The sequence below is a fragment of the Sulfitobacter sp. PS-8MA genome (genome assembly GCF_040933935.1).
GTDB lineage: Bacteria > Pseudomonadota > Alphaproteobacteria > Rhodobacterales > Rhodobacteraceae > Sulfitobacter.
In genome coordinates, this window is record NZ_JBFQYJ010000007.1 from 472,780 (window position 1) to 494,506 (window position 21,727).

26 protein-coding genes and 1 pseudogene are annotated in these 21,727 nt (G+C 63.3%); 8 read left to right on the forward strand and 19 right to left on the reverse strand.

Going from position 1 to position 21,727, the window contains the following annotated elements; genetic code table 11:
* The first annotated feature begins 56 nt into the window (after positions 1-56).
* From AB4M76_RS15725 to AB4M76_RS15745, 5 genes are all read left to right on the forward strand, one after another.
* Complete coding sequence (locus tag AB4M76_RS15725) at positions 57-638, forward strand: TRAP transporter small permease (RefSeq protein ID WP_368442943.1); 582 nt, start codon at positions 57-59, stop codon at positions 636-638.
* Position 639: 1 nt separating this feature from the next.
* Positions 640-1,959, forward strand: a complete 1,320-nt coding sequence (locus AB4M76_RS15730; protein WP_368442944.1) for a TRAP transporter large permease — start codon at positions 640-642, stop codon at positions 1,957-1,959.
* A gap of 77 nt (positions 1,960-2,036) precedes the next feature.
* Complete coding sequence (locus AB4M76_RS15735) at positions 2,037-2,465, forward strand: acyl-CoA thioesterase (protein WP_368442945.1); 429 nt, start codon at positions 2,037-2,039, stop codon at positions 2,463-2,465.
* Positions 2,466-2,544: 79 nt separating this feature from the next.
* Positions 2,545-3,513: a Gfo/Idh/MocA family protein gene (locus AB4M76_RS15740; RefSeq protein WP_368442946.1), complete on the forward strand. Its 969-nt coding sequence runs from the start codon at positions 2,545-2,547 to the stop codon at positions 3,511-3,513.
* Complete coding sequence (locus tag AB4M76_RS15745; protein ID WP_368442947.1) at positions 3,510-4,445, forward strand: acetamidase/formamidase family protein; 936 nt, start codon at positions 3,510-3,512, stop codon at positions 4,443-4,445. Before AB4M76_RS15740 ends, AB4M76_RS15745 begins: the two co-directional genes overlap by 4 nt.
* 59 nt (positions 4,446-4,504) lie before the next feature.
* Here the strand turns inward: AB4M76_RS15745 and AB4M76_RS15750 are convergent, their stop codons facing one another.
* The 6 genes and pseudogenes from AB4M76_RS15750 to hmgA all read right to left on the reverse strand — a co-directional run bounded on the left by AB4M76_RS15750 (position 4,505) and on the right by hmgA (position 11,312).
* Positions 4,505-6,181, reverse strand: coding sequence for an ABC transporter substrate-binding protein (locus AB4M76_RS15750; protein WP_368442949.1), 1,677 nt, complete (start codon positions 6,179-6,181; stop codon positions 4,505-4,507).
* Positions 6,182-6,404: 223 nt separating this feature from the next.
* Entirely contained in the window at positions 6,405-6,602 is a 198-nt protein-coding gene (locus tag AB4M76_RS15755) for a DUF2783 domain-containing protein (RefSeq protein ID WP_368442950.1), read from the reverse strand.
* The gene (locus AB4M76_RS15760) at positions 6,599-8,206 is read right to left on the reverse strand and encodes an FAD-dependent oxidoreductase (RefSeq protein ID WP_368442951.1); all 1,608 of its coding nucleotides are present in this window, start codon (positions 8,204-8,206) and stop codon (positions 6,599-6,601) included. The genes AB4M76_RS15755 and AB4M76_RS15760 overlap by 4 nt, the downstream gene beginning before the upstream one ends.
* A 151-nt stretch (positions 8,207-8,357) precedes the next feature.
* A pseudogene (locus tag AB4M76_RS15765) lies at positions 8,358-8,624 on the reverse strand (MBL fold metallo-hydrolase); the annotation flags it as partial.
* A gap of 53 nt (positions 8,625-8,677) precedes the next feature.
* Positions 8,678-9,931, reverse strand: a complete 1,254-nt coding sequence (gene fahA / locus AB4M76_RS15770; protein WP_368442952.1) for a fumarylacetoacetase — start codon at positions 9,929-9,931, stop codon at positions 8,678-8,680.
* A 25-nt stretch (positions 9,932-9,956) separates the two neighbouring features.
* Positions 9,957-11,312 carry a homogentisate 1,2-dioxygenase gene (gene hmgA / locus AB4M76_RS15775; RefSeq protein ID WP_368442953.1) on the reverse strand — a complete coding sequence of 452 codons (1,356 nt, stop codon included), beginning with the start codon at positions 11,310-11,312 and terminating at the stop codon, positions 9,957-9,959.
* Between the two features lie 66 nt (positions 11,313-11,378).
* Here hmgA and AB4M76_RS15780 point away from each other — a divergent pair, with 66 nt between their 5' ends.
* Positions 11,379-11,828 (forward strand): MarR family winged helix-turn-helix transcriptional regulator, encoded by a 450-nt coding sequence (locus tag AB4M76_RS15780; RefSeq protein WP_368442954.1) that lies wholly within the window; start codon positions 11,379-11,381, stop codon positions 11,826-11,828.
* Positions 11,829-11,854: 26 nt separating this feature from the next.
* A complete protein-coding gene (locus AB4M76_RS15785) occupies positions 11,855-12,739 on the forward strand; it encodes a DMT family transporter (RefSeq protein WP_368442955.1) in 885 nt (294 codons plus the stop codon).
* 2 nt (positions 12,740-12,741) lie between these two features.
* On the opposite strand, the gene AB4M76_RS15790 is transcribed toward AB4M76_RS15785, so the two are convergent.
* The gene (locus AB4M76_RS15790; RefSeq protein ID WP_368442956.1) at positions 12,742-13,551 is read right to left on the reverse strand and encodes a division plane positioning ATPase MipZ; all 810 of its coding nucleotides are present in this window, start codon (positions 13,549-13,551) and stop codon (positions 12,742-12,744) included.
* Between the two features lie 217 nt (positions 13,552-13,768).
* Here AB4M76_RS15790 and AB4M76_RS15795 point away from each other — a divergent pair, with 217 nt between their 5' ends.
* Complete coding sequence (locus AB4M76_RS15795) at positions 13,769-14,458, forward strand: hypothetical protein (protein ID WP_368442957.1); 690 nt, start codon at positions 13,769-13,771, stop codon at positions 14,456-14,458.
* Between the two features lie 157 nt (positions 14,459-14,615).
* Here AB4M76_RS15795 and rpmE read toward each other — a convergent pair whose 3' ends face one another.
* The 12 genes from rpmE to AB4M76_RS15855 all read right to left on the reverse strand — a co-directional run bounded on the left by rpmE (position 14,616) and on the right by AB4M76_RS15855 (position 21,727).
* On the reverse strand, positions 14,616-14,837 hold the full coding sequence (gene rpmE / locus AB4M76_RS15800; RefSeq protein ID WP_174860580.1) for a 50S ribosomal protein L31: 222 nt from the start codon (positions 14,835-14,837) through the stop codon (positions 14,616-14,618).
* 11 nt (positions 14,838-14,848) lie between these two features.
* The gene (gene rplS, locus AB4M76_RS15805; RefSeq protein ID WP_368442958.1) at positions 14,849-15,226 is read right to left on the reverse strand and encodes a 50S ribosomal protein L19; all 378 of its coding nucleotides are present in this window, start codon (positions 15,224-15,226) and stop codon (positions 14,849-14,851) included.
* A gap of 251 nt (positions 15,227-15,477) precedes the next feature.
* A complete protein-coding gene (locus AB4M76_RS15810; protein WP_174860579.1) occupies positions 15,478-15,639 on the reverse strand; it encodes a DUF1328 family protein in 162 nt (53 codons plus the stop codon).
* A gap of 66 nt (positions 15,640-15,705) precedes the next feature.
* Positions 15,706-16,494: a tRNA (guanosine(37)-N1)-methyltransferase TrmD gene (trmD, locus tag AB4M76_RS15815; RefSeq protein ID WP_368442959.1), complete on the reverse strand. Its 789-nt coding sequence runs from the start codon at positions 16,492-16,494 to the stop codon at positions 15,706-15,708.
* Positions 16,491-17,282 carry a hypothetical protein gene (locus AB4M76_RS15820; RefSeq protein WP_368442960.1) on the reverse strand — a complete coding sequence of 264 codons (792 nt, stop codon included), beginning with the start codon at positions 17,280-17,282 and terminating at the stop codon, positions 16,491-16,493. The genes trmD and AB4M76_RS15820 overlap by 4 nt, the downstream gene beginning before the upstream one ends.
* A 15-nt stretch (positions 17,283-17,297) precedes the next feature.
* Positions 17,298-17,825, reverse strand: coding sequence for a ribosome maturation factor RimM (gene rimM / locus AB4M76_RS15825; protein WP_368442961.1), 528 nt, complete (start codon positions 17,823-17,825; stop codon positions 17,298-17,300).
* Positions 17,822-17,971 (reverse strand): hypothetical protein, encoded by a 150-nt coding sequence (locus AB4M76_RS15830; RefSeq protein ID WP_174860576.1) that lies wholly within the window; start codon positions 17,969-17,971, stop codon positions 17,822-17,824. The genes rimM and AB4M76_RS15830 overlap by 4 nt, the downstream gene beginning before the upstream one ends.
* Positions 17,971-18,600: a 5,6-dimethylbenzimidazole synthase gene (bluB, locus tag AB4M76_RS15835; protein WP_368442962.1), complete on the reverse strand. Its 630-nt coding sequence runs from the start codon at positions 18,598-18,600 to the stop codon at positions 17,971-17,973. Before bluB ends, AB4M76_RS15830 begins: the two co-directional genes overlap by 1 nt.
* 16 nt (positions 18,601-18,616) lie before the next feature.
* Positions 18,617-19,003, reverse strand: coding sequence for a 30S ribosomal protein S16 (rpsP, locus tag AB4M76_RS15840; protein WP_368442963.1), 387 nt, complete (start codon positions 19,001-19,003; stop codon positions 18,617-18,619).
* Positions 19,004-19,046: 43 nt separating this feature from the next.
* On the reverse strand, positions 19,047-19,355 hold the full coding sequence (locus tag AB4M76_RS15845; protein WP_368442964.1) for a chorismate mutase: 309 nt from the start codon (positions 19,353-19,355) through the stop codon (positions 19,047-19,049).
* Positions 19,352-20,872, reverse strand: coding sequence for a signal recognition particle protein (ffh, locus tag AB4M76_RS15850; protein WP_368442965.1), 1,521 nt, complete (start codon positions 20,870-20,872; stop codon positions 19,352-19,354). The genes AB4M76_RS15845 and ffh overlap by 4 nt, the downstream gene beginning before the upstream one ends.
* A 270-nt stretch (positions 20,873-21,142) precedes the next feature.
* On the reverse strand, positions 21,143-21,727 hold the full coding sequence (locus AB4M76_RS15855) for an FMN-dependent NADH-azoreductase (RefSeq protein ID WP_368442966.1): 585 nt from the start codon (positions 21,725-21,727) through the stop codon (positions 21,143-21,145).

Sequence of the window (21,727 nt, forward strand, 5' to 3'; positions counted from 1 at the left end):
ATCTGCGACGGCGCCGCCCGTCGCAGATCTTTTTCTTCCCGGAACAAAGGTTTCGCATGCACCGAACGATCTTCTTCCTTGCCCGTGGCACGGCGCTGGCCGGTGGCTTGGCGCTCCTCGCCCTTGTGCTGCTCACCACCCTGTCGATCATCGGGCGCACCGTGAACAAGACGCTGCACAGTGATTTCTTTGACAGCACGCTTACCGGTTTTGCGCAGTTCATGCTGGACCTCGGCGTCGGGGAGATCAACGGCAACTACGAAATCCTTGAGGCCGGTGTTGCCTTTGCAATCTTTGCTTTCCTGCCGATCTGCCAACTCTATGGCGCCCATGCCAGCGTCGATATTTTCACCTCCATGTTGCCAAACCGGGTCACCGCCTGGATCGCGGCCTTTTGGGAGGTCGTGCTCACGCTGGTGATCCTGCTGCTGATCTGGCGGCTTTATGAGGGGATGCAGCGCTATATCGGCAATGGTGAGACGACCTTCTTCCTTCAGTTCCCGGTCTGGTGGGCCTATGCGGCAAGCTTTGCCGCCGGTCTGGTGGCCTGTCTGGTGGCGCTCTATTGCGCCGTGATGCGGGTGGGAGAGGCGCTGGTCAACAAGCCGCTGCTGCCGCGCGAACACGGGGGGCATTGAGATGACCAACCTCGAATTGGGCTTTTGGTCCTTCCCTGTGTTGCTCGTCATGGTGTTTCTGCGCGCGCCGATTGGGCTGGCGATGCTGCTTTGCGGCTTCGGTGGCTGGTATCTGGCGATGGGCGGCAACCCGACGCCGCTGCTGGCCAAGCTGAAGTCGGAAACCTACACCACCTTTTCAAGCTATTCGCTCAGCATCATCCCGATGTTCCTGCTGATGGGACAGTTTGCGACCCTCTCGGGCATGTCCTCCAAACTGTTCCGCGCGGCAGAGAGTTTTCTTGGCCATCGGCGGGGCGGGGTGGCGATGGCCGCGGTGGGCGCCTGTGCGGGCTTTGGCGCGATCTGCGGCTCCTCGCTGGCCACAGCGGCCACCATGTCCAAGGTCGCGCTGCCAGAGCTGCGGCGCTATGGTTATTCGGGCGGTTTTTCCACCGCCACATTGGCCGCCGGCGGGACATTGGGCATCTTGATCCCGCCCTCGGTGATCCTCGTGATCTACGCCATTCTGACGGAACAGAACATCGCCAAGCTTTTCCTCGCGGCCTTCATCCCCGGCATCCTCGCGGCGCTTGGCTATATCGCCACGATCTCGCTCTATGTGCGGCTCAACCCCGAGGCCGCCGGCACCCGCGCGCCGGTGCCGATGCGCGAGCGTTTTGGCGCACTGGCGGATACCTGGCCGGTGCTGGTGATCTTTATTGTCGTGGTGGGCGGCATCTATGCGGGCTGGTTCACCCCGACCGAAGGCTCGGCCATCGGCGCTGCGGGCACCGGGCTTGCGGCGCTTCTGGCGGGCTCGCTCAATTGGGCGGTGCTGCGCGACAGCCTGCTCGGCACGGCCAAGACCACGGCGATGATCTTTTTCATCGTCCTGGGGGCGGGGTTCTACAACGGTTTTCTGGCGCTCTCTGGCGTGCCGCAGTTCATGGCGGAATGGGTCACCACCCAAGGCTATGCGCCTTTGACGGTGCTGATCGTGATCCTGATCTTCTACCTGATCTTTGGCTGTCTGATGGACAGCCTGTCGATGATCTTGCTGACCGTGCCGATCTTCTTCCCGGTGATTTCGGCCATGGATTTCGGCATGAGCCCGGAACATCTGGCGATTTGGTTTGGCATTCTGGTGCTGATCGTCGTCGAGGTCGGGTTGATCACGCCGCCGGTGGGGATGAACCTCTTTATCATCAACGCGATGGACCGCGACACCCCGATGAAGGAAACCTATAAGGCGGTGATGTTCTTTGTCGGGTCCGACATGCTGCGGGTCGTTGTTCTCGTGGCCTTCCCCGCGATCACGCTGTTCCTGCTGCCGGGCTAGCGGGGCGGGTTGCGCATGGGGCTGGAAGGGCTAGAACTGTCCCCGAGCCGCGCGCCCCTGACCAGATGGAACTTGCTATGACCGCCCAGAACTTCGTGCATGAGATCAACGTCACCTGGGGCGATTGTGACCCGGCGCGGATCGCCTATACCGCCCGGCTGCCCTATTTCGCGCTTGATGCGATCAACGCCTGGTGGGAGGCGCATTTTGACGGGGACGGCTGGTTCCAGCTTGAGCTCGACCGCAACATCGGCACGCCTTTCGTGAACCTTTCGATGGATTTCCGCAGCCCGGTGACCCCGCGTCATAAGCTGCTTTGCGAGACCTACCCGACCCGGCTTGGCAATAAATCCATCACCTTTGGCATGAAGGCGCGGCAAAACGGGGTGCTGTGTTTCGAGGGCTCCTTTACCTGCGTCTTTACCCGTGCGGATGTGTTTGAAAGCCAATCCGCCCCGGAAGAACTGCGCCGAGTGATCGAACCTTTGGTCCGCGCCGAGGGCTGAGCGGGGTTTTTCAGCCGGGCAAGGTTGCAGTCCTCTGATTTGCGGCGTCATATCGCGCAGCAACGCGAGGGAGAGCGACATGACGATCAGAACTGCGGTTATTGGCTTGGGGATCATGGGGCGGCGGATGGCCGAACATATGGGGCACCATCCCGATTTTGTCGTTGCCACCCTGTGGGATCCGGACCCCACCGCCTGTGACGCCGCGCGGGCCGTGGCCCCGGAGGCGGTTCTGGCGGGCTCCGCCTCCGAGGCGATGGCGGATGTCGATCTGGTCTACCTCGCCTGTCCGCCCGTGCCGCGCAAAGCCTATGCCTTGGAAGCGGCGGCGGCGGGAAAGGCGATCTTTCTCGAAAAGCCGCTCGGCGTGGACATAGACGAAAGCCGCGGTTTGGTGGCGGAACTTGAGGCGGCGGGCGTGCCAGCGGCGGTGAATTTTACCCAGGCCGCGGGGGCGGCGCTGACCGATTTGCAGCGCTCTATCGAAGAGGGTGCGCTTGGCGCGCTCTGCGGCATCGACATCATCGTCACCTATCGCGCTTGGCCGCGGGCCTGGCAGAAGGACGCGGACTGGCTGCGCTTTGCGGCCGAAGGCGGCATGACGCGCGAGGTGATCTCGCATTTCCTCTTTCTCAGCGAACGGGTGCTTGGCCCGCTGGAACTGTCATGGGCGCATGCGGAATACCCGGACGACAAGCTTTGCGAGACCCATGTGGCGGCGCGGCTCGTCAACCGGGACGGGCTGCCGGTGTCTATCTTCGGCAGCGTCGGCGGGGCGCAGCCGGACCGCCAGGAAGTGACGGTGAAGGGCGAGAAAGCCAGCCGCCGCATTTCGGAATTCTCCATTGATACGGTCTCGACCGGCGGCGACTTTACCCCCACCAGCGCCGCGCCGCCCGATGACCGGGCGAGCAGCCTCAAGGCGCAGCTCAGCGACATGGCGCGGCTCATGGCGGGCAAGCCGACCCGTTTGGCCAGCCCGCAAGAGGCGCTGCGGGTGCAGACCTTGATCGAAGGCATTCTGGCCGGGGGAGGGGCGCGCCGATGACCGCCACGCTGAACGCCGCGCCCGAGACCTGTCATTGGGGCTATTTCGAAGCCGCCCGCCCGGCGGCGCTCACCATCAAGAGCGGCGAGGAGGTGGTCATCAACACGGTCTCCGGCGCGCCGAACTGCCTGCCGCCCGAGGGCTTCCACGTGCCACCGGAGCTCTATGACATTCACGCCGCAGGCCCGCCGCCGATGCCCGGCCATATCCTGACCGGCCCGGTGGCCGTCGACGGCGCGATGCCGGGGGATGTCCTGCGCGTCGATATCCTCGACGTCGCGCTGCGGCAGGATTGGGGCTATAACTTCATCCGCCCGCTGGCCGGCACGCTTCCGCAGGATTTCCCTCAGACCTATCACAGCCATATCCCCCTCGACGCAGAGCGGGGCATCGCCCGTCTGCCCTGGGGGCTGGAGCTGCCCCTGGCCCCGTTCTTTGGCGTCATGGCGGTGGCCCCGCCGCCCGAATGGGGACGGATCGCCACGATTGAACCGCGCAAACACGGTGGCAATATCGACAATAAGGAACTGGTGGCGGGCAGCACGCTTTACCTGCCGGTCCATGCCGAAGGGGCGCTGTTCTCCTGCGGCGACGGGCATGGCGCGCAGGGCGATGGCGAGGTCTGCGTCACGGCGATCGAGACCGCCTTGCAGGGGCGTTTTCGCCTGACCGTGCTGAAAGACCAGCCGCTTACCTATCCGCAGGCCGAAACGCCGACGCATGTCATCACCATGGGCATGGCCCCCAGTCTGGATACCTGCGCCGAGATGGCCCTACGCGACATGATCTCGCTGGTGTCAAAGCGTGCCGGGATCAGCCGCGAAGATGCCTATGTGCTGTGTAGCCTCGCGGGGGATCTGCGGGTGACCCAGACGGTGAACCGCGAAAAGGGGGTGCATATGATGATGGCCAAGGCGTTGCTTGACGGTTGAGCCCGCCCCGGTGAAAAAGGGCCGCACCGCTGCGGCCCTCATTCAATCTGTGCATAAGGTCACGCAAGCCACGCCATCCGCGCGGGGTGATATTCAAAGCCGATATGATGCCCCGCGCCGACCAGCCCCTCGCGGGTGTGGTTGTAAAGCGAGCGCCAATAGGGCTGGATCGTGACCCCATCGTCCTGCAACATCTTCTCGCCCTTGGCCATGATCTCGCGCCGGGCCTCGACATCTGCAGTGGCCAGGGCTTCTGAGACCAGCGCGTCAAAGGCCGGGTTGGCATAGCCAAACTCGTTCCAGGCCTCCCCCGAACGGTAGGCCAGCGCCCAGATCTGCACCCCCAAAGGCCGCGCGTTCCAATTGGTCGAGGAAAAGGGATAGCTCGTCCAGTCGTTCCAAAAGGTCGTGCCGGGCAGGATCGTGCGTTTCACGAGAATGCCCGCATCCCTCAGCTGCGCCGCGACCGCATCGGTGGTGTCCTTGCGCCAGGCGTCATCGATGGAAATAAGCTCATGCTCATAGCTGCCCATGCCCGCCTCCTCCATCAGCGCCTTGGCGGCGGCAGGGTCGGTCTCGGGCAGACCCACAGGCGCATATTCGGGATGCATCGGGCCGACATGGTGGTTTGCGGCGAGGATGCCGCGCCCGGCATAGCCAAGCTCCAAGAGCACTGCATTATCGACCGCCAGTTGCAGCGCCTTGCGCACGCGCCTGTCGGCATAGGGTCTCTTGCCATTGACCTCGGCCAATTGGTTGGGACGGATCACGATGGTCGCGGCAGAGGCGATCTCATTCTCGACCCAGCCGTCGAGCGCGTTCATAATGTCGATATAATCGCCCCCCAGCGAATAGAGGACATCGATCTCGCCCGCCTCCGCCGCTTCGATCCATGTCAAAGGGTCGGTGCCGTAGTCGATATATTCCAGCCGGTCGATATAGGGGCCGCCAAAGACCTCAGTACCCCACCAGTTATGGTCGGGGTTTTTCACCAGCACGCCTTTGATGCCGACATCGAGCGATTCCGGCAGATAGGGGCCGGTGCCGACGGGGTTTTGCAGCATGTTCTCTGGGTCAAATCCTTCGGGGGTGATCGCGGCGGGATAGTCGGCCATGCCGGGGATCAGGGTGATGTCGGACTTGGGCAGCGTCAGTTTGACGGTATGTGGATCCAGCACTTCGATGGCCCCCGCGCGGGCTTTGCCGGTCGCGTCATCGATCAGCGTGGCGAAACGGCCCGTCATGGAGTTGCCCTCAATCGTCTTGTCGCACCAGCCTTCGATGTTGCGGGCCACATCCTGCGCGGTGAACGCGCTGCCGTCGTTCCATGTCACGCCCTTGCGAACATGCAGCATATATTCGGTCGCGCTGTCGTTGATCTCCCAGCTTTCGAGAAGGGCAGGGGTGAAGGTGCCATCGTTCTCCCAGATCGCCAGATACTCCAGCCAGCCGCGGGTGAAATTGGCGATCTGCGGCCAGTCATATGTCCGCGGGTCTTTCAGCGCGCGCACTTCCATCTGCATCCGCACCGTGCCGCCTTTCTCCAAGGCGGGCTGGGTCTGCGCCTGCGCGGGGCGCGCCATGCCCAGCATCGCATAGGCCGTGGCAGAACTGGCGCCAAAGGCGCTGGCCACGGCAAGGAACTCACGTCGGCTGACAGGATCGCTTTTGGCGCGCTCGGCTGACTTCAACACGGATTGCGGCAGTGGTTTTCCCATGCGCGTGACGAACTCCATGATTTTCCTCTCTGTTGTCGCGGGTGCCGAAGCGATTGCGAAGCCCCCCTCCGGGGCCGGGTCAGATGCTACCGTTGACCTGCTTATCTTGCCGTTCTGACGGGCCGTATCCTGTCAGTCTGACGATCAGGCTAGATAGGTCAAGCCGCTCTGGTCACATGACACAGCAGGTAGCGTCGGGGCGAGGCTGGGCAAGTCTGTCGCTCTTTGGCGGGGCGCGGGGTCACGCAAGGTCGCGGGCCGCGCTGAACAGCGCCTCCAGCCGGGCGCGGTCCCCGATCTCATTCGCCAGGATCAACACCAGCCGAGCGTTGAGCGCATGGCTTTGCGCCTCGGTCAGCCCGGTATGGGCGGCCATGAGCGCGGCATAGACCGCATCGCCGTCGGGGCCGAGCCGGTCTTCTAATGTCACATGGGTCATTTGTTGGCTCCTAGGGCGCGCGCATGGGCGGTTTGGATCGCCGCGCTGTCGGGCTGGGTGAAACAGGCACAGACATGGCCGTCAGGGCGCAGCAGGTAAAGGCGCCCGGTGCCATAGCGGTGCACTGCGTGCCCCTCTGCGTCCGTAAAACAGGGGTAGCCGGCAGCATCTTGATTGATCCCGATCCGGGCGATGCCGGGCAGATCAGGGGCGGTGATCTCGCCAATCGCCAAAAGCGCAAAGCGGCCCTGGGCCTCCCGGATCAGCCAGGTCGGACCATCTGGCCCGTGCAGCGGGGCGTCGAGCAAGGCAGTGCCCGGTTTGAGCGGCGCATCCGCCGGGCTTTGCAGCGGGCTCTGCGCCAGTGAACAGGGCTGGGACAGGCGGCCGGAGTTGATCAGCTTGCGGGCGAAAGGATGCTGGTGCGCGAGGGTGAGTACCTGATCCCGGAACAAGGCTTCGATCGGCGATTTCGGCGTCATGAAATTGGTCGCGCGGGCCGAGTTGCGCATGTTCTCTTCGGCCCCGTGGCCGCGTTCAATGTCATAGGTCTCGATCAAATCGGGCGCTGCGTAGCCTTGCAGAACCGCGGCGAGCTTCCAGCCGAGGTTATCGACATCCTGCACCCCGCCGTTGCCGCCCCGCGCGCCAAAGGGGCTGACCACATGAGCGCTGTCGCCGACAAAGATCACCCGGTCATGCACGAACCGCTCCAACCGGGCGCAGCGGAACTTATAGACGCTCATCCAATCCAGACGGAAAGGCGCATCGCCTAGCATTTGCTTCAGGCGCGGGACGACCTTTTCCTCAGTCGCTTCGGCCTTGGGGTCGGTCTCTGGCCCCACTTGCAAGTCGATGCGGTAAATGTTGTCAGGCTGTTTGTGCAGCAGCGCGGATTGGCCGTTGTGAAAGGGCGGGGCGAACCAGAACCAGCGTTCGGGCCGGTCATGGTCGCCAAAGGGGGAGGTCTCCATCTCCACATCGGCGATCAGGAAATGTTCGTCAAAGGTCTGCCCCTCAAAGGCTAGCCCCATGCGTTTGCGCGTGGCGGAGCCGGCGCCGTCGCAGGCGATGTACCAGTCGGCCTGCAACCGGTAGGGGCCGTCCGGCGTCTCGACCGTCAGTTCGACGTGATCGGCGTGGCCCTTGTGATCGGTGACCTTGTTGAGAAAACGCAGGTCAATCAGATTGGGGAAGTCCTGTGCGCGTTCGACGAGATACTCTTCGACGTAATATTGCTGAAGGTTCACGAAGGCCGGGTATCTATGCCCCGGCTCTGGCAGCAGATCGAAGTTATAGACCTCGCGGTCGCCGTGAAACTGGCGGCCCACTTTCCATGTCACGCCCTTCTCTAGCATCCGCTCGCCGATGCCCAACCGGTCGAAAATCTCCAACGTCCGCTTGGCCCAGCAGATCGCGCGAGAGCCGAGGGAGACGACGTTATTGTCGTCCAGCACCACGGATTTCACGCCGCGCAGGGCCAGGTCCACCGCCATCGACAGGCCGATGGGGCCGGCGCCCACGATCACCACCGGATGCCGCGGCTCGGGCTTGGTCAGGCCGGGCGGCGGGCTGTAGGGGAAGGGGGTGTAGGCATAGGCCATAGCGGCATCCTTCACGTCAGAGAGCGGGCGGCAGTCACGCGCCCGAGAGCGCCTCCCACATCTCCTTGTCGCGCGCGGCGGTCCAGATGCGCGGGGTGTCAATGTCGAGCGCCTCGTCATAGGCGCGGGCGACATTGAAGGGCAGGCAGTGCGAGGCGCCCAGTACGCGGATGGCGTGGTAATGGGTCAGCACCAGATGGCTGATCGGCTTGTCGGTGACCGAGCGGACACATTCGATGACCTTATTCGCCAGACGCGGGGTGGCCTGCGCCTCGATGATCATCACGCTGTCGTCGCCGATGATAACGCCAGAGTTCGGATCGCCCTCGGCGGTGAAAGCATAGAGACCCTCGCCAACTTGCGTGAAGGAGATTTCCTTTTCGGTCATGTCGCCTTGGGATGCGAATTGCATGGCCATGGTATGTCCTTCTGTCTTGCCTGGCCGCGCTTTCGCGCCGCGCGTTCGGCTGTTCAGGGAAAGTCGATTGCCGGGCGGATTTTTCCGGTGCAACTGCCAAAGCCCACGCGGAAGCCATCGCCCTGCGCATGACCGGTAAGCGTGAGCGTGTCGCCGTCTTCGACAAAGCTGCGGCTGCTGCCGTCTGCGAGGGTGATCGGTTCCTTGCCGCCCCATGACAGTTCCAACAGCGACCCGCGCTGTGATTTTTCGGGGCCGGAGATGGTGCCGGAGCCGAGCAAATCGCCCGCGTTCATCGCGCAGCCCGAAGAGGCGTGATGGGTAAGCTGCTGTGCGGCGGAATAATACATTTCGCGGTAGTTGGTGCGGGCGATCTCCTCAGTCTCGCCGCCCTCGGGCTGGATCAGCACGGAAAGATCAATGTCGTAAAGCCCCGGTTTGTCTTCGCGCAGATAGGGCAGCAGGTCTTTCTCGCGCTCTGGCGTGGAAGTGCGGAACGGTTCCAGTGCGGCGCGGCTGACGATCCAGGGGGAGATCGAGGTGGCAAAAGCCTTGGCCTGAAACGGGCCGAGCGGCTGATACTCCCAGGCCTGAATGTCCCGCGCGGACCAGTCGTTAAGCAGCACATAGCCAAAGATCATCTCGTCGGCGTCTTCGATGCTGATCGGCTGGCCGATCTCGGTCGAGGTGCCGACAATGGCACCCATTTCCAGCTCGATATCCAACCGTTGGCAGGGGCCGAAATGCGGCGCCTCGGCATCGGGGGCTTTCAACTGGCCATTGGGCCGCGTGATCTCGGTGCCCGAGACGACGACGGTTGAGGCGCGGCCATTATAGCCGATGGGGATGTGCAGCCAGTTCGGCGGCAGCGCGTTCTCGGCCCCGCGAAACATCGTGCCGACATTGGTCGCGTGATGTTTGCCCGCGTAGAAATCGGTGTATTCCGAAACCACCATGGGCATGTGCAGCCGGGCCTCTGCCATCGGCACAAGATGCGGCGCGACACTGGCCTGATCGGCGGCATCGGCGCTGAGCAGTTCGATCAGCCGCGCCCGCAGGGCGGCCCAGGCCTCGGGGCCAAGCTCCATCACATCGTTCCAATAGGGCACGTCGAACACCGGCTCTTCGGCAAGGGTGATCAGCCCGTCTTCCTCAAGCGCGGCCAAGTCGAGGATCTGGTCGCCAATCGCCACGCCGCAGCGGGCCTCCAGCCGGTTGGTCGAGAAGACGCCGTAGGGCAGGTTGTTCAATGGAAAATCGGTATCGGCGCTGTTGGCGCTCTCCACCCAAGAGGTCATCAGGGTCATATTGCTCCTTTCCGGGGCCGCGGGGTCACTTCTTGCCCGGCGTGCCGTCGAATTTCTTCTCAAGGCTCTCCCAGCAGTCGATGTAATCATCCTGCAAGGGCGCTTCCTTGGCGGCGAATTCGGTCAGATGCTGGGGAAAGCGGGTCTCGAACATGAAAGACATCGTGTTGTCGAGCTTATGCGGTTCCAACTCGGCATTCGACGCGCCTTCAAAGGCGTTCCGATCCGGCCCATGCGGCAGCATCATATTGTGCAGGGACATGCCGCCGGGGACGAACCCTTTGGGCTTGGCGTCATATTGGCCGTGAATATTGCCCATCAGTTCCGACATGATGTTCTTGTGATACCACGGCGGGCGGAAGGTATCTTCGGCCACCATCCAGCGGTCGCGGAACAGCACGAAGTCGATATTGGCGGTCCCCTCGACGCCCGAGGGCGCGGTCAGCACGGTAAAGATCGACGGGTCGGGGTGGTCGAAAAGCACCGCGCCCACCGGGCAATAGGTGTTAAGGTCGTATTTCACCGGACAATAATTGCCATGCCATGCCACCACATCGAGCGGCGAATGCCCGATCTTGGTCTCATGGAACTGCCCGCACCATTTGATCGTCACGGTCGAGGGCGCTTCGCGGTCCTCGAAGGCCGCGACGGGGGTCTTGAAGTCGCGCCGGTTCGCCATGCAGTTCGCGCCAATCGGGCCGCGTGCGGGCAGGTGGAACTTCTGACCGTAATTCTCGCAAACAAAGCCGCGCGCCGGACCGTCCAGCACCTCGACCCGGTAGACCAGCCCACGCGGGATGATGGCGATCTCTTGCGGGGCGAGGTCGATCACCCCCAACTCGGTGCAAAAGCGCAGGCTGCCTTCTTGCGGCACGACCAGCAATTCGCTGTCGGCGGAATAGAAATAGCTGTCCACCATGCTCTCGGTCACAAGGTAGATATGGCTCGCCATGCCGACTTGGGTGTTCACATCCCCCGCCGTGGTCATGGTCCGCATGCCGGTGAGCCATGTCAGCTGTTCACCGGAATGGGGCACCGGGTCCCAGCGGTATTGGCCAAGGCTGGTCACATCCTCAGTGATATGCGGCGCGGATTTCCAATAGGGCAGATCAATGCGGCTGTAGCGGTGCGAATGTTTCACCGAAGGCCGGATGCGGTAGCACCATGTGCGCTCATTGGCATGGCTCGGCGCGGTAAAGGCGGTGCCGGAAAGCTGCTCGCCGTAAAGCCCGTAGTTGCATTTTTGCGGAGAGTTCATGCCCTGCGGCAGCGCACCGGGCAGCGCCTCGGTCTCAAAATCATTGCCGAAGCCGGGCATATAGCCCGGATGCGTCCCCGAGGTCGTGGCGGCGGTGGTCAATGGCGTGGTCTCACTGGTCATCTCGGCCCCCTTGCGGAATCTGTTGCATTTGTAATAGTTGGTTTTGTAACTAACAAGCGGTCCCGCATGGAAACTGAGCGCTTCGATCTACAGGACTTCCTGCCCTATCTGCTCAACCAGGCCGCAGAGGCGTCGTCGCTGGAGTTCCAGAGATTTTACAAGAACCGCTACGGCATGCTGCGCACCGAATGGCGCGTGCTGTTCCATTTGGGTCTTTACGGGCAATTGACGGCAAGCGAGATCGGCCAACGCACGCGTGTGCATAAGACCAAGATCAGCCGCGCCGTGCACCGGCTGACCGAGCGCCGCTTTGTCACGCGACGCCGGGATGAGAGCGACCGGCGGGTCGAACATCTGGCGCTGACCCGGCAAGGGCAGGCGGCCTATGCCGATCTGCGCGCCGTCGCAGAGCGCTATGATGCCGCGCTTCTGGACGCGCTCGACCCTGCCGAGGCCGAGTTGCTGCGCCGGGTGCTCAGGAAATTGACCGAAGCGCGGCCCGGGGGCTTTACTTAACCGCCCCAAAACGGCACCGATGCGCCATGACTGATCAAACCAAAGGCCTCCTGCTCACCTTTCTTGGGGTGGTATGCATTGTACCCGAAGCGCTCTTCGTGCGGGTGATCGACGCGCCAATGCTGACGCTGGCCTTTTGGAAGGTCACCTCGGTCGGCATCGTCATCGGCGCGGGGGTGTTGCTCCTGCAAGGCACCGCGCCCTTCCGGGCCCTGCGCCGCGGGGGCTGGTCCAGCGCGATCTATGTCGGCGGCGCCGCCTGCGCGGGCGTGGGCTTTGTGCTGGCGGTGCGGCTGACCTCGGTGGCCAATGTGGTCTTTATCCTGGCCTCCCTGCCGGTCTTTGCGGCGCTCTATAGCAGGGTCTTTCTGGGTGAGCCGATCAGCCGGCGCATGTTCTTTACCATTGCGGCGGTGCTGATGGGGCTGGCCGTGATCGCCTATGGCTCGGGCGAGTCTGAGCGGGCGTCCTGGGTGGGCGACCTCGTGGCGCTCAGCATTTCGGCCATTTTTGCCGGCGCCCTCACTGCCGCGCGCCATGCCCGGGCGGTCTCGATGGTTCCGGCGGTGGCGCTGGCCTACCTGATCGCCGCCCTTGCGGTGCTGCCCTTTGCGGACCCGCTCGCCATGCCTGTCAGCGAATTGCCGCAGATGGCGCTCTATGCGGCCTTCATCGGCCTCAGCGCCGGGCTGATCTCTCTGGGGCCGCGCTATATCAGCAGCGCCGAAGTGGGCCTGCTGGTCTTGCTGGAATCAGTGCTGGCGCCGCTGCTGGTCTGGGCCGTGCTGGGCGAAGACCCGGGGCTCTATGCGCTGATCGGCGGGGGCATCGTGCTGGGCGCGCTGTTCGTGTCGAACCTCATCGCCCTGTCGCGCCGCCGCCGCGTCGTGCCACCGATGCCGCGCCACTAGCCTCAGAAGTCTGCTGTCACGCCGGGCAGATCAAGCGCCTTGACCAACTCGCGCAGCTCTTGCCGGGCGGCGATGTTTGAGATGTTAAGCTGCTTCACCCCGATGTCCTTGAGGTCCAGCAAGGTCAGTCCGCGCGGGAAAAGTTCGCGGAAAATCACCCGCTCATTGAACCCCGGTGCCGTGCGGAAACCGATCCGCTTGCTGAGATTGCCAATGGCGCGTTCCATCTTCTCTTTGTTCACCATGCGCTGCGCCCCCAGCCGGTTGCGCACCACGATCCAATCGATGGCCGACAGCCCGGCCTGCGCGCGCAACTGCCGTGCGTTCCAGACCATTTCCGAATAGACCGACGGGCCGGTGATCTTTTCGCCATGGGCGTCAATATGCGCCAGAAGGTCGAAGTCGATGAAACTGTCGTTCAGCGGGGTGATCAATGTATCGGCCAGCGAATGCGCCACCTGGCTAAGCCGGGTGTGCGAACCGGGGCAGTCGATCAGGATGAAATCATTATCAGGCTCCAGCGCCGCCACCGCCGCGCTGAGCCTGTGATCATACATATTCTCACCCGGCCGCAGGCTGCTTGCCTCGACATCGGGCAATTCGCAAAGCGACGGGCTGGCCAGCGCAAGACCGGCCTCATGGGTGAAATTCTTTCGGTTCTCGATATAGCGGGCAAAGGTGCGCTGGCGCAGGTCCAGATCAAGCCCGCTGACCTTATGCCCCAAACGCGCCAAAGCCGTTGCCACATGCATCGAAACGGTCGATTTGCCCGCGCCGCCTTTTTCGTTTCCGACGACGATAATATGCGCCATGCTGCTGTCCCTTCGCGCCTGCTGTTTCAGCAGGATATTGTTGAGCCGCACTATATGTAGGGTTTGCGCCTTTGGAAAGTGGCGAGGCCCTATTGCCACGGTTTGACGCCACCGTGCTGTGGCATCTTTGCAGGCCGCGCAATCCGCCCTATGCTGCAAAGTCCGACATCGAATTCGCCACAGACAGCCGGCGATCAGCGGGTTTAGAGGTGACAAGGTGGCGAAGACAGGACAGCATATTGACAGCAGCCCCCGCGCGGGCAGGGCGCAGCACCCGCAGGGCCTGCCGACGCTCAGGGCCGTGTTCGCGGAATTGCTGCTGGTCTGTCTGCTGGTGACGCTGGTGCCGGTGACCGTCTACCTTGACAGCGCGGTCTGGGGCGATGGCGTGACCGAGGACTCGGTCACCGAACATCTGCACAATACGCTTCTGGCAATCGCCGCCGCGCTCTTTGCCCTTGGCGCCTACCAACATATGGAGCTGCGCGGCTATCTTACCCTGACGGCCACGCTGTTCACCTGCATGTTCCTGCGCGAATATGATGCCGCGTTCGATCGCATCCGGCATGGTTTCTGGATTTACCCGGCGCTGGCCGTGCTGCTGATCGGCATCTGGATCGCATGGCGCAACCGGGGAACAACCCGGCTGCCCTTGCTGCACCACCTGGCCACAAGATCCGCGACCTTCGTCTATATCGGCATCGTGCTCTTGCTGTTCTTCTCGCGCCTTTTTGGGACCAGCGCGCTGTGGGAAGCGGTGATGGGGGCGGCCTATCTGCCGCAGGTCAAGACCACGGTCCAGGAGGGCACGGAGCTGCTGGCCTATCTGCTGATCGCCTATGGCGCCGTGCTGTCGCATCTGCAGGGCTATGGCGCCCACGCCCCCCTGCAAGAGCCACGCGGCTAAACGGCGCGCGCCCCTTCTTCCTTCATCCTTTTACAAATACCTTGCACGGCCTCCGCCACACAGGCCCCGTCGCGGCCCCATCGACACCAGTCCCGCAAAACGCAAAAGGCGCAGCCCATGGGCCGCGCCTTCCAACTTTCTCGCATCGGGAAAAGGCTTAGAAGCCCAGACCTGCGTATTTGTTCTTGAACTTCGACACGCGGCCGCCGGTGTCCATGATCCGGCCAGTGCCGCCGGTCCAGGCGGGGTGCACGGAAGGGTCGATGTCGAGCGCCAGCTGGTCGCCCTCTTTGCCCCATGTCGATTTCATTTCCACAACGGTGCCGTCGGTCATTTTGACGTTGATGATGTGGTAGTCGGGATGTGTATCGGTTTTCATCGAACAGTCCTTTATGCGTTTGCGCGCGGCTTGTAGTGGGCGTTTTCGGCGATCCGTGCGGATTTGCCGCGACGGCTGCGCAGGTAGTACAGTTTGGCGCGACGGACGCGGCCACGGCGCACAACGGTGATGCTGTCGATATTGGTCGAATGCAGCGGGAAGACACGTTCCACGCCTTCGCCAAAGGAAATCTTGCGCACGGTGAAGGACCCGGCGATGCCATGGCCGTTCTTGCGCGAAATGCAGACGCCTTCGTAGTTCTGCACACGGGTGCGGGTGCCTTCGGTGACCTTAAAGCCAACCCGAATGGTATCACCGGCACGGAAGTCGGGGATCTCTTTCCCCAGTTCGGCGACTTGTTCCGCCTCGATCTCTGCGATCAGGTTCATCTGACCATTCTCCTATGATGTTCGCGGTATTCCACGAAATTATGTTGCGACCCAGAGCTTCGGGTTCTGTCGGGCAGCGCCGTGATCCTTTCGGACCGCAAGGCCCCCGCCGGAGGTATCGTCGTCATTGCTTGGTTCATTGCGTAAACGCAAAGCACCGGAGCCGCCAAAGCGATTCCGGATGTCTGGGGTATAGGGGCAAGGGGATGCGGGATCAAGGGGGCTCTTTGCCGCCGTGATCCCGCGCAGGGCTAGGCCAGCGCGATCACGCCCAGAACGACGAGCAGGAACAGCACCAAGACGATCCCGATAAGCACTTTCGCCCCGGTCATCGCGGCACCGGACACCCGGCCAAAACCCAAAAGTGCCGCCACGGCGGCGACGATGAGCAGAATAAGAATAATCTCTAGCATGTGTTGTCTCCCTTCAATGTGAAAGATCAACGCCGGGCCAAGAGCGGCGGTTCCTTCAGCCCCGCGCTAGCCCTTCTCTTGATATCTGGCCCACATGTCCGGGCGGCGGGCGCGGGTCAGCTCTTCGGCCTGCGCCTGGCGCCATTTGGCGATCTCGCCATGGTTGCCCGACATCAGCACGGGCGGGATTTCACGCTCTTCCCATAGGGCGGGGCGGGTATATTGCGGATGTTCCAACAGGCCAGAGGCATGGCTTTCCTCTTCGATGCTCTCGGCATTGCCCAGCACCCCGGGCAGCAGGCGAACCGTGGCGTCGATCATCGCCTGCGCGGCCAGTTCGCCCCCGGTCATGACGAAATCGCCCAAGCTTACCTCGGTGATGTCGAAATGCTCGATCACCCGCTCATCCACCCCTTCAAACCGGCCGCAAAGCAGGGTGACCCCGGCGCAGCCCGCGAGATCCCGCGCCATCGTCTGATCGAACCGCCGCCCGCGCGGGGACATATAGAGGATCGGCCAGCGCCCGCGCGCATGGCGCTGCGCCTCGGCCAATGCGGGGCCAACCACATCGGCGCGCATGACCATCCCCGCGCCGCCGCCGGCGGGCGTGTCATCGACGTTGCGGTGTTTGCCGATGCCAAAGTCGCGCAGATCATGGGTGTGCAGCTGCCAGCGCCCTTCTTGCAGCGCCTTGCCGGTCAGGCTCGCGCCCAGCACGCCGGGGAAGAGATCGGGGAACAGCGTCACGATCCGCGCCTGCCAGACATCGGCGTAGTCAGGGGTGTCCTGCATCAAAGCGCGGGGCTTCAGGCTGGGCCGTGCGCTTTGGCGGCCGTGGGAGCGGGTCGGTTTCATGCTTTGTCTGCCTGTTCGAGAATGGCGGTCTTGGCGCGTCGGCGCGCCTGCGGGTCATCGGCGTGTTGGCGGTTGGCGTCAAGCAAAGCCTGCAGCACCGGGGCCGGAAGTCTTGTGTTCGCCGGGGGTGGCAGCGTGAGACGTGCCATGAGGTCCGGCGGCAGATCGCAGAGTTCCAGCAGCGGCGTTGCCGGGCCGAGCGGCAGGTGCTGGCAGTCCTCCAGCGCCGCGTGATGGACCGGGCAGGGCAGGCGGCGGGTGATCTCGTCCCGCATCTCGTCGAGCTTGGCAGCGGGGGCATGGCGGGCGGTGAAAGCCGCAAGCGACAGTGTCATGGACGAGGATCTGACATGTTCCCAATAGGCCGAGGCCAGCCAATCGTCAGCCGCGCGGGTGGAAAGGTAGACCATAATCTCGGCCTTTGGAAAGCGGCGGCGCAGGGTTCGGTGAAACAGCTCCAGCGCTTCGGGCGCTGCGCTGTAGTCGGCCAGATCGCCCCGGCCCGGCAGATGGCCTGCCAGCTCCTCTGCCGAGAGCAGCAGCGTGCGGCGCGGCATCTGCGGCAGGCTGTCGAGCAAAGCCTCAAACCGATGTTCGGCTTTCAGCAGGGAGATCGGGTCGCGCCATGTCGAATAGCCCCGGGTCGCATGCAGCAGGTCTTTCATATGCCAGCGCAGACGCAGGGCGACATGGGGTTTCAGCGCCGCCCGATTGGCGCGCAGCGTGGCTTGGATGCTGCTGCTGCCGGTCTTGTGAAAACCGGGATGCAGGATGATCCGGCGCGGCATTACCAGCGCCCGCGATCAGCCATCCGTGGCGTCCGGCAATACCCCCAAGGGCGGGTCCGCCACGATGCGGCCAGAGGCCAGATCGACGGTCGGCACAGCGGCTTTGGTGAAGGGCAGGAAGGTGGTGGCAGAGGTGCCCGCCAATTGCAGCTCCAGCAGGTCATCGGCACCGTGGTTCTGCACCGTTTTCACGCGGCCCAGCAGCGTGCCGCCGGTGTCATAGACCTCAAGCCCGATGAGGTCAGCGTGGTAGAACTCATCATCCGGCAGGCCCGGCAATTGATCCCGGGCCGCAAAGAGCGAGACGCCGCGCAGATCGTCGGCCTCCTCCTTGGTGGTGATCTCGGCAATCCGGGCGGCGAAACCGTTTTTGACCGGGTGCAGCAGCGCAAGGGTGAACGTCCGGCGGCCATCTTCGGCATAGAGCGGGCGGTAGCTTTCGATATCCTCGGGCACAGCGCAGTAACTCTTCACGCGCACTTCGCCGCGCACACCATAGGCGCCCGCGATGGCGCCGACGCAGATCAGGTCTTGGTCACTCATTGCAACAACTCCGAATTCACACAGATCGTCCCGGTCCATTCCCCGGCCCCGGCTTTGCATTCGTCCTGCATTAACTGCCGATCATAACGGATGCCAAGGACAAAACCGAGCACCAGAACGGCCAGAAGGAACAGCAATTTTCTCATCAACGGGTCTCGATCTTCAGACTTGGGGCGCGGGTCTCCCAACCCTTGGTTTCCAGTTCCGGCGTCAGGCTGTTGTCCTCTGGCCAGCCCATGCAGAGATAGGCCACCAGCGACCAGTCCTTTGGCACGTCAAGATCACGGTTGAGCCGCATCGGGTCAAGCACCGAGACCCAGCCCATCCCAAGACCATGGGCGCGGGCAGTGAGCCACATCAGGCTGATCGCGCCGACCACGGAATAGCGGCGCATCTCGGGCATGGTGCCGGCGCCAAGGCCGCTGCCCTTGTCGGTGCTGTCATCGCAGTAGATCGCCAGTTGCTCCGGGGCGTCGCTCATGCCCGAGAGCTTGAGCCCGGCATAAAGCGCGGCCTTCTCGCCGTCATATCCGGCAAGGGCGCGGGCATTGGCTGTCTGGAAATTCTCAAGCGCGGCTTGGCGCGCGGCGTCGGATTTTACCCGGATGATCCGCCAGGGTTCCGACAGGCCCACGGAAGGGGCGAGGTTGAAACTGTCGAGGCAGGTCTGCACCAGCGCCTCGTCCAGCGGGTCTGTGCGAAAGCGGCGCACATCGCGCCGCCATCGCATCAGGTCGTGCAGCCCGGCACGGAAGTCTTCAGAGAATGCATCCATGCCGGGCGCTCCCAGCTTATTCTGCGGAAGCTTCTTCGGCAGGGGCGTTGGCAGCTTCGGCAGCGGCAGCGGCCTTGTCGGCCTTCTCCTGCTCGCGTTCCTGAGCTTTCTTGCCCGGTGTGCCCTTCTTGGGGTTGTTGCGCTCGGCCTTTTCACGGACGCCAGCGGCTTCCAGCATGCGGACAACGCGCTCGGTCGGCTGGGCGCCTTTGGCGATCCATTCCTGAACCTTTTCAACGTCCATTTTCACGCGGTCTTCGCTGTCTTTCGGCAACAGCGGGTTGTAAGTGCCCAGCTTCTCGATGAAGCGGCCGTCGCGCGGCATGCGGCTGTCGGCAGCCACGATACGGTAGAAGGGGCGCTTTTTGGAGCCGCCGCGGGCGAGACGAATTTTCATTGCCATGATGTTTGGTCCTTTAGGTTGGTTGGGGGGACGGGAGGCCGCCCTATTCTTGGTGGGTTTTGTGGTGCCGAATGACTTCGGCGATGATGAAGTTCAGGAACTTCTTGGCGAAGACGGGGTCGAGGTCCGCCGCTTCCGCCAAATCTTCGAGCCGCTCGATCTGGGCCGCTTCGCGGGCCGGATCGGAGGGGGGAAGGTCGTGTGTGGCCTTGAGTTTCCCCACGGCCTGCGTGTGTTTGAACCGCTCGCCCAGCGTATAGACGAGGATCGCGTCGAGCCGGTCGATGCTGGCGCGGTGCTCTTTCAAGACCTCGGCGGCGCGGGCGACGGTATCTGTGGCGGTGTCGGTCATTTCTTCTTCCCGAAACCGCTCAGCCCGCTTGGCAGGCCCATGCCGCCGCCGCCGAAGGGATTGCCGCCGCCCATGCCGCCGGGCAGTTTGCCGCCCATCTGCTTGGCCGCCGCTTCCAGCGCCTTGGGGTCCATCTGGCTCGGGTCCATGCCGCCAGGCATGCCGCCCTTGCCCATCATGCCCTTCATGGCCTGCTTAAGCATGCCGCCTTTGCCCATTTTGCCCATCTTCTTCATCATGTCGGACATCTGGCGGTGCATTTTCATCAGCTTGTTGAGGTCCGAGACCTCCATGCCGGCACCTTTGGCGATCCGCTTCTTGCGGCTGGCCTGCAGCAGGGCAGGGTTGGCGCGCTCTTTCTTGGTCATGGACTGGATGAGGGCGATCTGCTGCTTGAGGATCTTGTCGTCAAAACCGGCGTCTTCGACCTGTTTCGCCATTTTCCCCATGCCGGGCATCATGCCCATCATGCCCTGCATGCCGCCCATCTTGATCATCTGTTCAAGCTGCATCTTCAGGTCGTTCATATTGAACTGACCCTTGGCCATGCGCTTCATCATCTTCTCGGCCTGTTCGGCCTCGATGGTCTCCTGCGCCTTTTCGACCAGCGCGACAATGTCGCCCATGCCGAGGATACGGCCCGCGATCCGCTCGGGCTCAAAGGTCTCCAGCGCGTCCATCTTTTCGCCGAGGCCGACGAATTTGATCGGCTTGCCAGTAACGGCGCGCATCGAGAGCGCCGCACCGCCGCGGCCATCGCCGTCCATCCGGGTGAGGACGACGCCGGAGATGCCGATGCGCTCGTCAAAGTTCTCGGCCGTGTGCACGGCGTCCTGACCGGTGAGGCCATCGACGACCAGCAATGTCTCACGCGGATTGGCCACATCGCGCACCGCCTTGACCTGCTGCATCAACTCTTCGTCGATGGACAGGCGGCCCGCGGTGTCGAGCATATAGACGTCATAGCCACCCAGACCCGCCTGGGTCTTGGCGCGTTTGGCAATGGCGACGGGATCTTCGCCAGCAACGATGGGCAGGGTGTCGACGCCGATCTGATTGCCGAGGATCGCCAGCTGCTCCATCGCGGCGGGGCGGTTCACGTCAAGCGAGGCCATCAGCACGCGCTTGCCGTCCCGTTCTTTCAGACGTTTGGCCAGTTTCGCGGTGGTGGTGGTCTTACCACCCCCCTGCAGACCAACCATCAGAATCGGCGCGGGCGGGCTGTCGATCTTCAAGGCGCCGGGCTCGCCCTCGCCCGAGAGCGTGTCGACCAGCGCGTCATGGACGATCTTGACGACCTGCTGGCCGGGGGTGACCGATTTGGTGACGGCTTGGCCGGTGGCTTTGTCCTGCACCGCTTTGACGAAATCACGCGCCACGGGCAGCGAGACGTCCGCCTCCAACAGGGCGACGCGCACTTCGCGCAGGGCGGTTTTGACGTCTTCGTCGCTGAGCGCGCCTTGCTTGGTCAGGCGGTCAAAGACGCCAGAGAGCCGTTCGCTAAGATTCTCAAACATGGGCACAGGGCCTTTCGGGTCGGTTGCACTTGCCCCTATGTAAGGACGCGCGCGAAAATGCACAAATGCCCCAGTGGGCGCAACGCGCTGACTGGGGGCGATCCCGACGCAGGCCGGGACCGGAAGGCGATGCTTCCGGAGATTGGGTGGCGTTTACGCGCTGCGGGGCAACGAGTCAAGCCGGCTGGAGTGGGTGGCGAAAGGTCGCCACGCGAAAGCCGCGCCCTCGGCGCGGGGGCGCGGCTGATTTGGGTGAAAGGGCGGGAGCGCTTAGGCCGCGGCGCGCAGCGCGTCGATCTGCGCATGGGCGCGGGCGATGGTGCCTTCGGCGTCCACGGCCAACTGGTCCGCCGCCACAAAAGTCACATCGGTTATGCCCAGAAAACCCAGCACGAAGCGCAGGTAGCCGCTGGCGAAATCGGCGGCGGAATCGATGCCCGTCCCGCCCGAAGCGAAGGCGACGATGACGCGTTTGTCTTTCAGCAGCCCTTGGGGGCCGTCTTCGGTGTAGCGGAAGGTCACGCCCACGCGGGCGATCAGGTCGATCCAGGCTTTGAGCGAGGCGGGGATATTGAAGTTGTAGATGGGCGCGCTGATCACGATCGTATCGGCGGCCTGCACTTCGGCGACGAGCGCGTCGGAGAGGGCGAGCGCCGCTTGATCTTCGGCACTGCGCGCCTCGGCGGGTTTCACGCGGGCGCTGGCCCATGTGGAATCGATCAGCGGCAGGGGCTCGCTGGCGATGTCACGGGTGACGACGTCACTGTCGCCAAGGGACGCGATGATCCGGTCTGTCAGTTTGCGGGTGACGGAGTTCTCGCGGTTCACCGAGGTTTCGATGCGCAATATGGCCAT

What these genes read in the sequence shown, in the direction of transcription:
- AB4M76_RS15760 (WP_368442951.1), bottom strand. Translation starts at nt 8,206, where the DNA reads ATGGCCTATGCCTACACCCCCTTCCCCTACAGCCCGCCGCCCGGCCTG.
- rpmE (WP_174860580.1), bottom strand. Translation starts at nt 14,837, where the DNA reads ATGAAAACCGATACACATCCCGACTACCACATCATCAACGTCAAAATG.
- AB4M76_RS15740 (WP_368442946.1), top strand. Translation starts at nt 2,545, where the DNA reads ATGACGATCAGAACTGCGGTTATTGGCTTGGGGATCATGGGGCGGCGG.
- fahA (WP_368442952.1), bottom strand. Translation starts at nt 9,931, where the DNA reads ATGACCCTGATGACCTCTTGGGTGGAGAGCGCCAACAGCGCCGATACC.
- rpsP (WP_368442963.1), bottom strand. Translation starts at nt 19,003, where the DNA reads ATGGCAATGAAAATTCGTCTCGCCCGCGGCGGCTCCAAAAAGCGCCCC.
- AB4M76_RS15855 (WP_368442966.1), bottom strand. Translation starts at nt 21,727, where the DNA reads ATGGCCATATTGCGCATCGAAACCTCGGTGAACCGCGAGAACTCCGTC.
- AB4M76_RS15735 (WP_368442945.1), top strand. Translation starts at nt 2,037, where the DNA reads ATGACCGCCCAGAACTTCGTGCATGAGATCAACGTCACCTGGGGCGAT.
- bluB (WP_368442962.1), bottom strand. Translation starts at nt 18,600, where the DNA reads ATGGATGCATTCTCTGAAGACTTCCGTGCCGGGCTGCACGACCTGATG.
- AB4M76_RS15730 (WP_368442944.1), top strand. Translation starts at nt 640, where the DNA reads ATGACCAACCTCGAATTGGGCTTTTGGTCCTTCCCTGTGTTGCTCGTC.
- AB4M76_RS15820 (WP_368442960.1), bottom strand. Translation starts at nt 17,282, where the DNA reads ATGCCGCGCCGGATCATCCTGCATCCCGGTTTTCACAAGACCGGCAGC.
- hmgA (WP_368442953.1), bottom strand. Translation starts at nt 11,312, where the DNA reads ATGACCAGTGAGACCACGCCATTGACCACCGCCGCCACGACCTCGGGG.
- AB4M76_RS15725 (WP_368442943.1), top strand. Translation starts at nt 57, where the DNA reads ATGCACCGAACGATCTTCTTCCTTGCCCGTGGCACGGCGCTGGCCGGT.
- AB4M76_RS15845 (WP_368442964.1), bottom strand. Translation starts at nt 19,355, where the DNA reads ATGACCGACACCGCCACAGATACCGTCGCCCGCGCCGCCGAGGTCTTG.
- ffh (WP_368442965.1), bottom strand. Translation starts at nt 20,872, where the DNA reads ATGTTTGAGAATCTTAGCGAACGGCTCTCTGGCGTCTTTGACCGCCTG.
- AB4M76_RS15755 (WP_368442950.1), bottom strand. Translation starts at nt 6,602, where the DNA reads ATGACCCATGTGACATTAGAAGACCGGCTCGGCCCCGACGGCGATGCG.
- AB4M76_RS15790 (WP_368442956.1), bottom strand. Translation starts at nt 13,551, where the DNA reads ATGGCGCATATTATCGTCGTCGGAAACGAAAAAGGCGGCGCGGGCAAA.
- AB4M76_RS15750 (WP_368442949.1), bottom strand. Translation starts at nt 6,181, where the DNA reads ATGGAGTTCGTCACGCGCATGGGAAAACCACTGCCGCAATCCGTGTTG.
- rimM (WP_368442961.1), bottom strand. Translation starts at nt 17,825, where the DNA reads ATGAGTGACCAAGACCTGATCTGCGTCGGCGCCATCGCGGGCGCCTAT.
- AB4M76_RS15785 (WP_368442955.1), top strand. Translation starts at nt 11,855, where the DNA reads ATGACTGATCAAACCAAAGGCCTCCTGCTCACCTTTCTTGGGGTGGTA.
- AB4M76_RS15745 (WP_368442947.1), top strand. Translation starts at nt 3,510, where the DNA reads ATGACCGCCACGCTGAACGCCGCGCCCGAGACCTGTCATTGGGGCTAT.
- trmD (WP_368442959.1), bottom strand. Translation starts at nt 16,494, where the DNA reads ATGAAACCGACCCGCTCCCACGGCCGCCAAAGCGCACGGCCCAGCCTG.
- AB4M76_RS15810 (WP_174860579.1), bottom strand. Translation starts at nt 15,639, where the DNA reads ATGCTAGAGATTATTCTTATTCTGCTCATCGTCGCCGCCGTGGCGGCA.
- AB4M76_RS15830 (WP_174860576.1), bottom strand. Translation starts at nt 17,971, where the DNA reads ATGAGAAAATTGCTGTTCCTTCTGGCCGTTCTGGTGCTCGGTTTTGTC.
- rplS (WP_368442958.1), bottom strand. Translation starts at nt 15,226, where the DNA reads ATGAACCTGATCGCAGAGATCGAGGCGGAACAAGTCGCCGAACTGGGG.
- AB4M76_RS15780 (WP_368442954.1), top strand. Translation starts at nt 11,379, where the DNA reads ATGGAAACTGAGCGCTTCGATCTACAGGACTTCCTGCCCTATCTGCTC.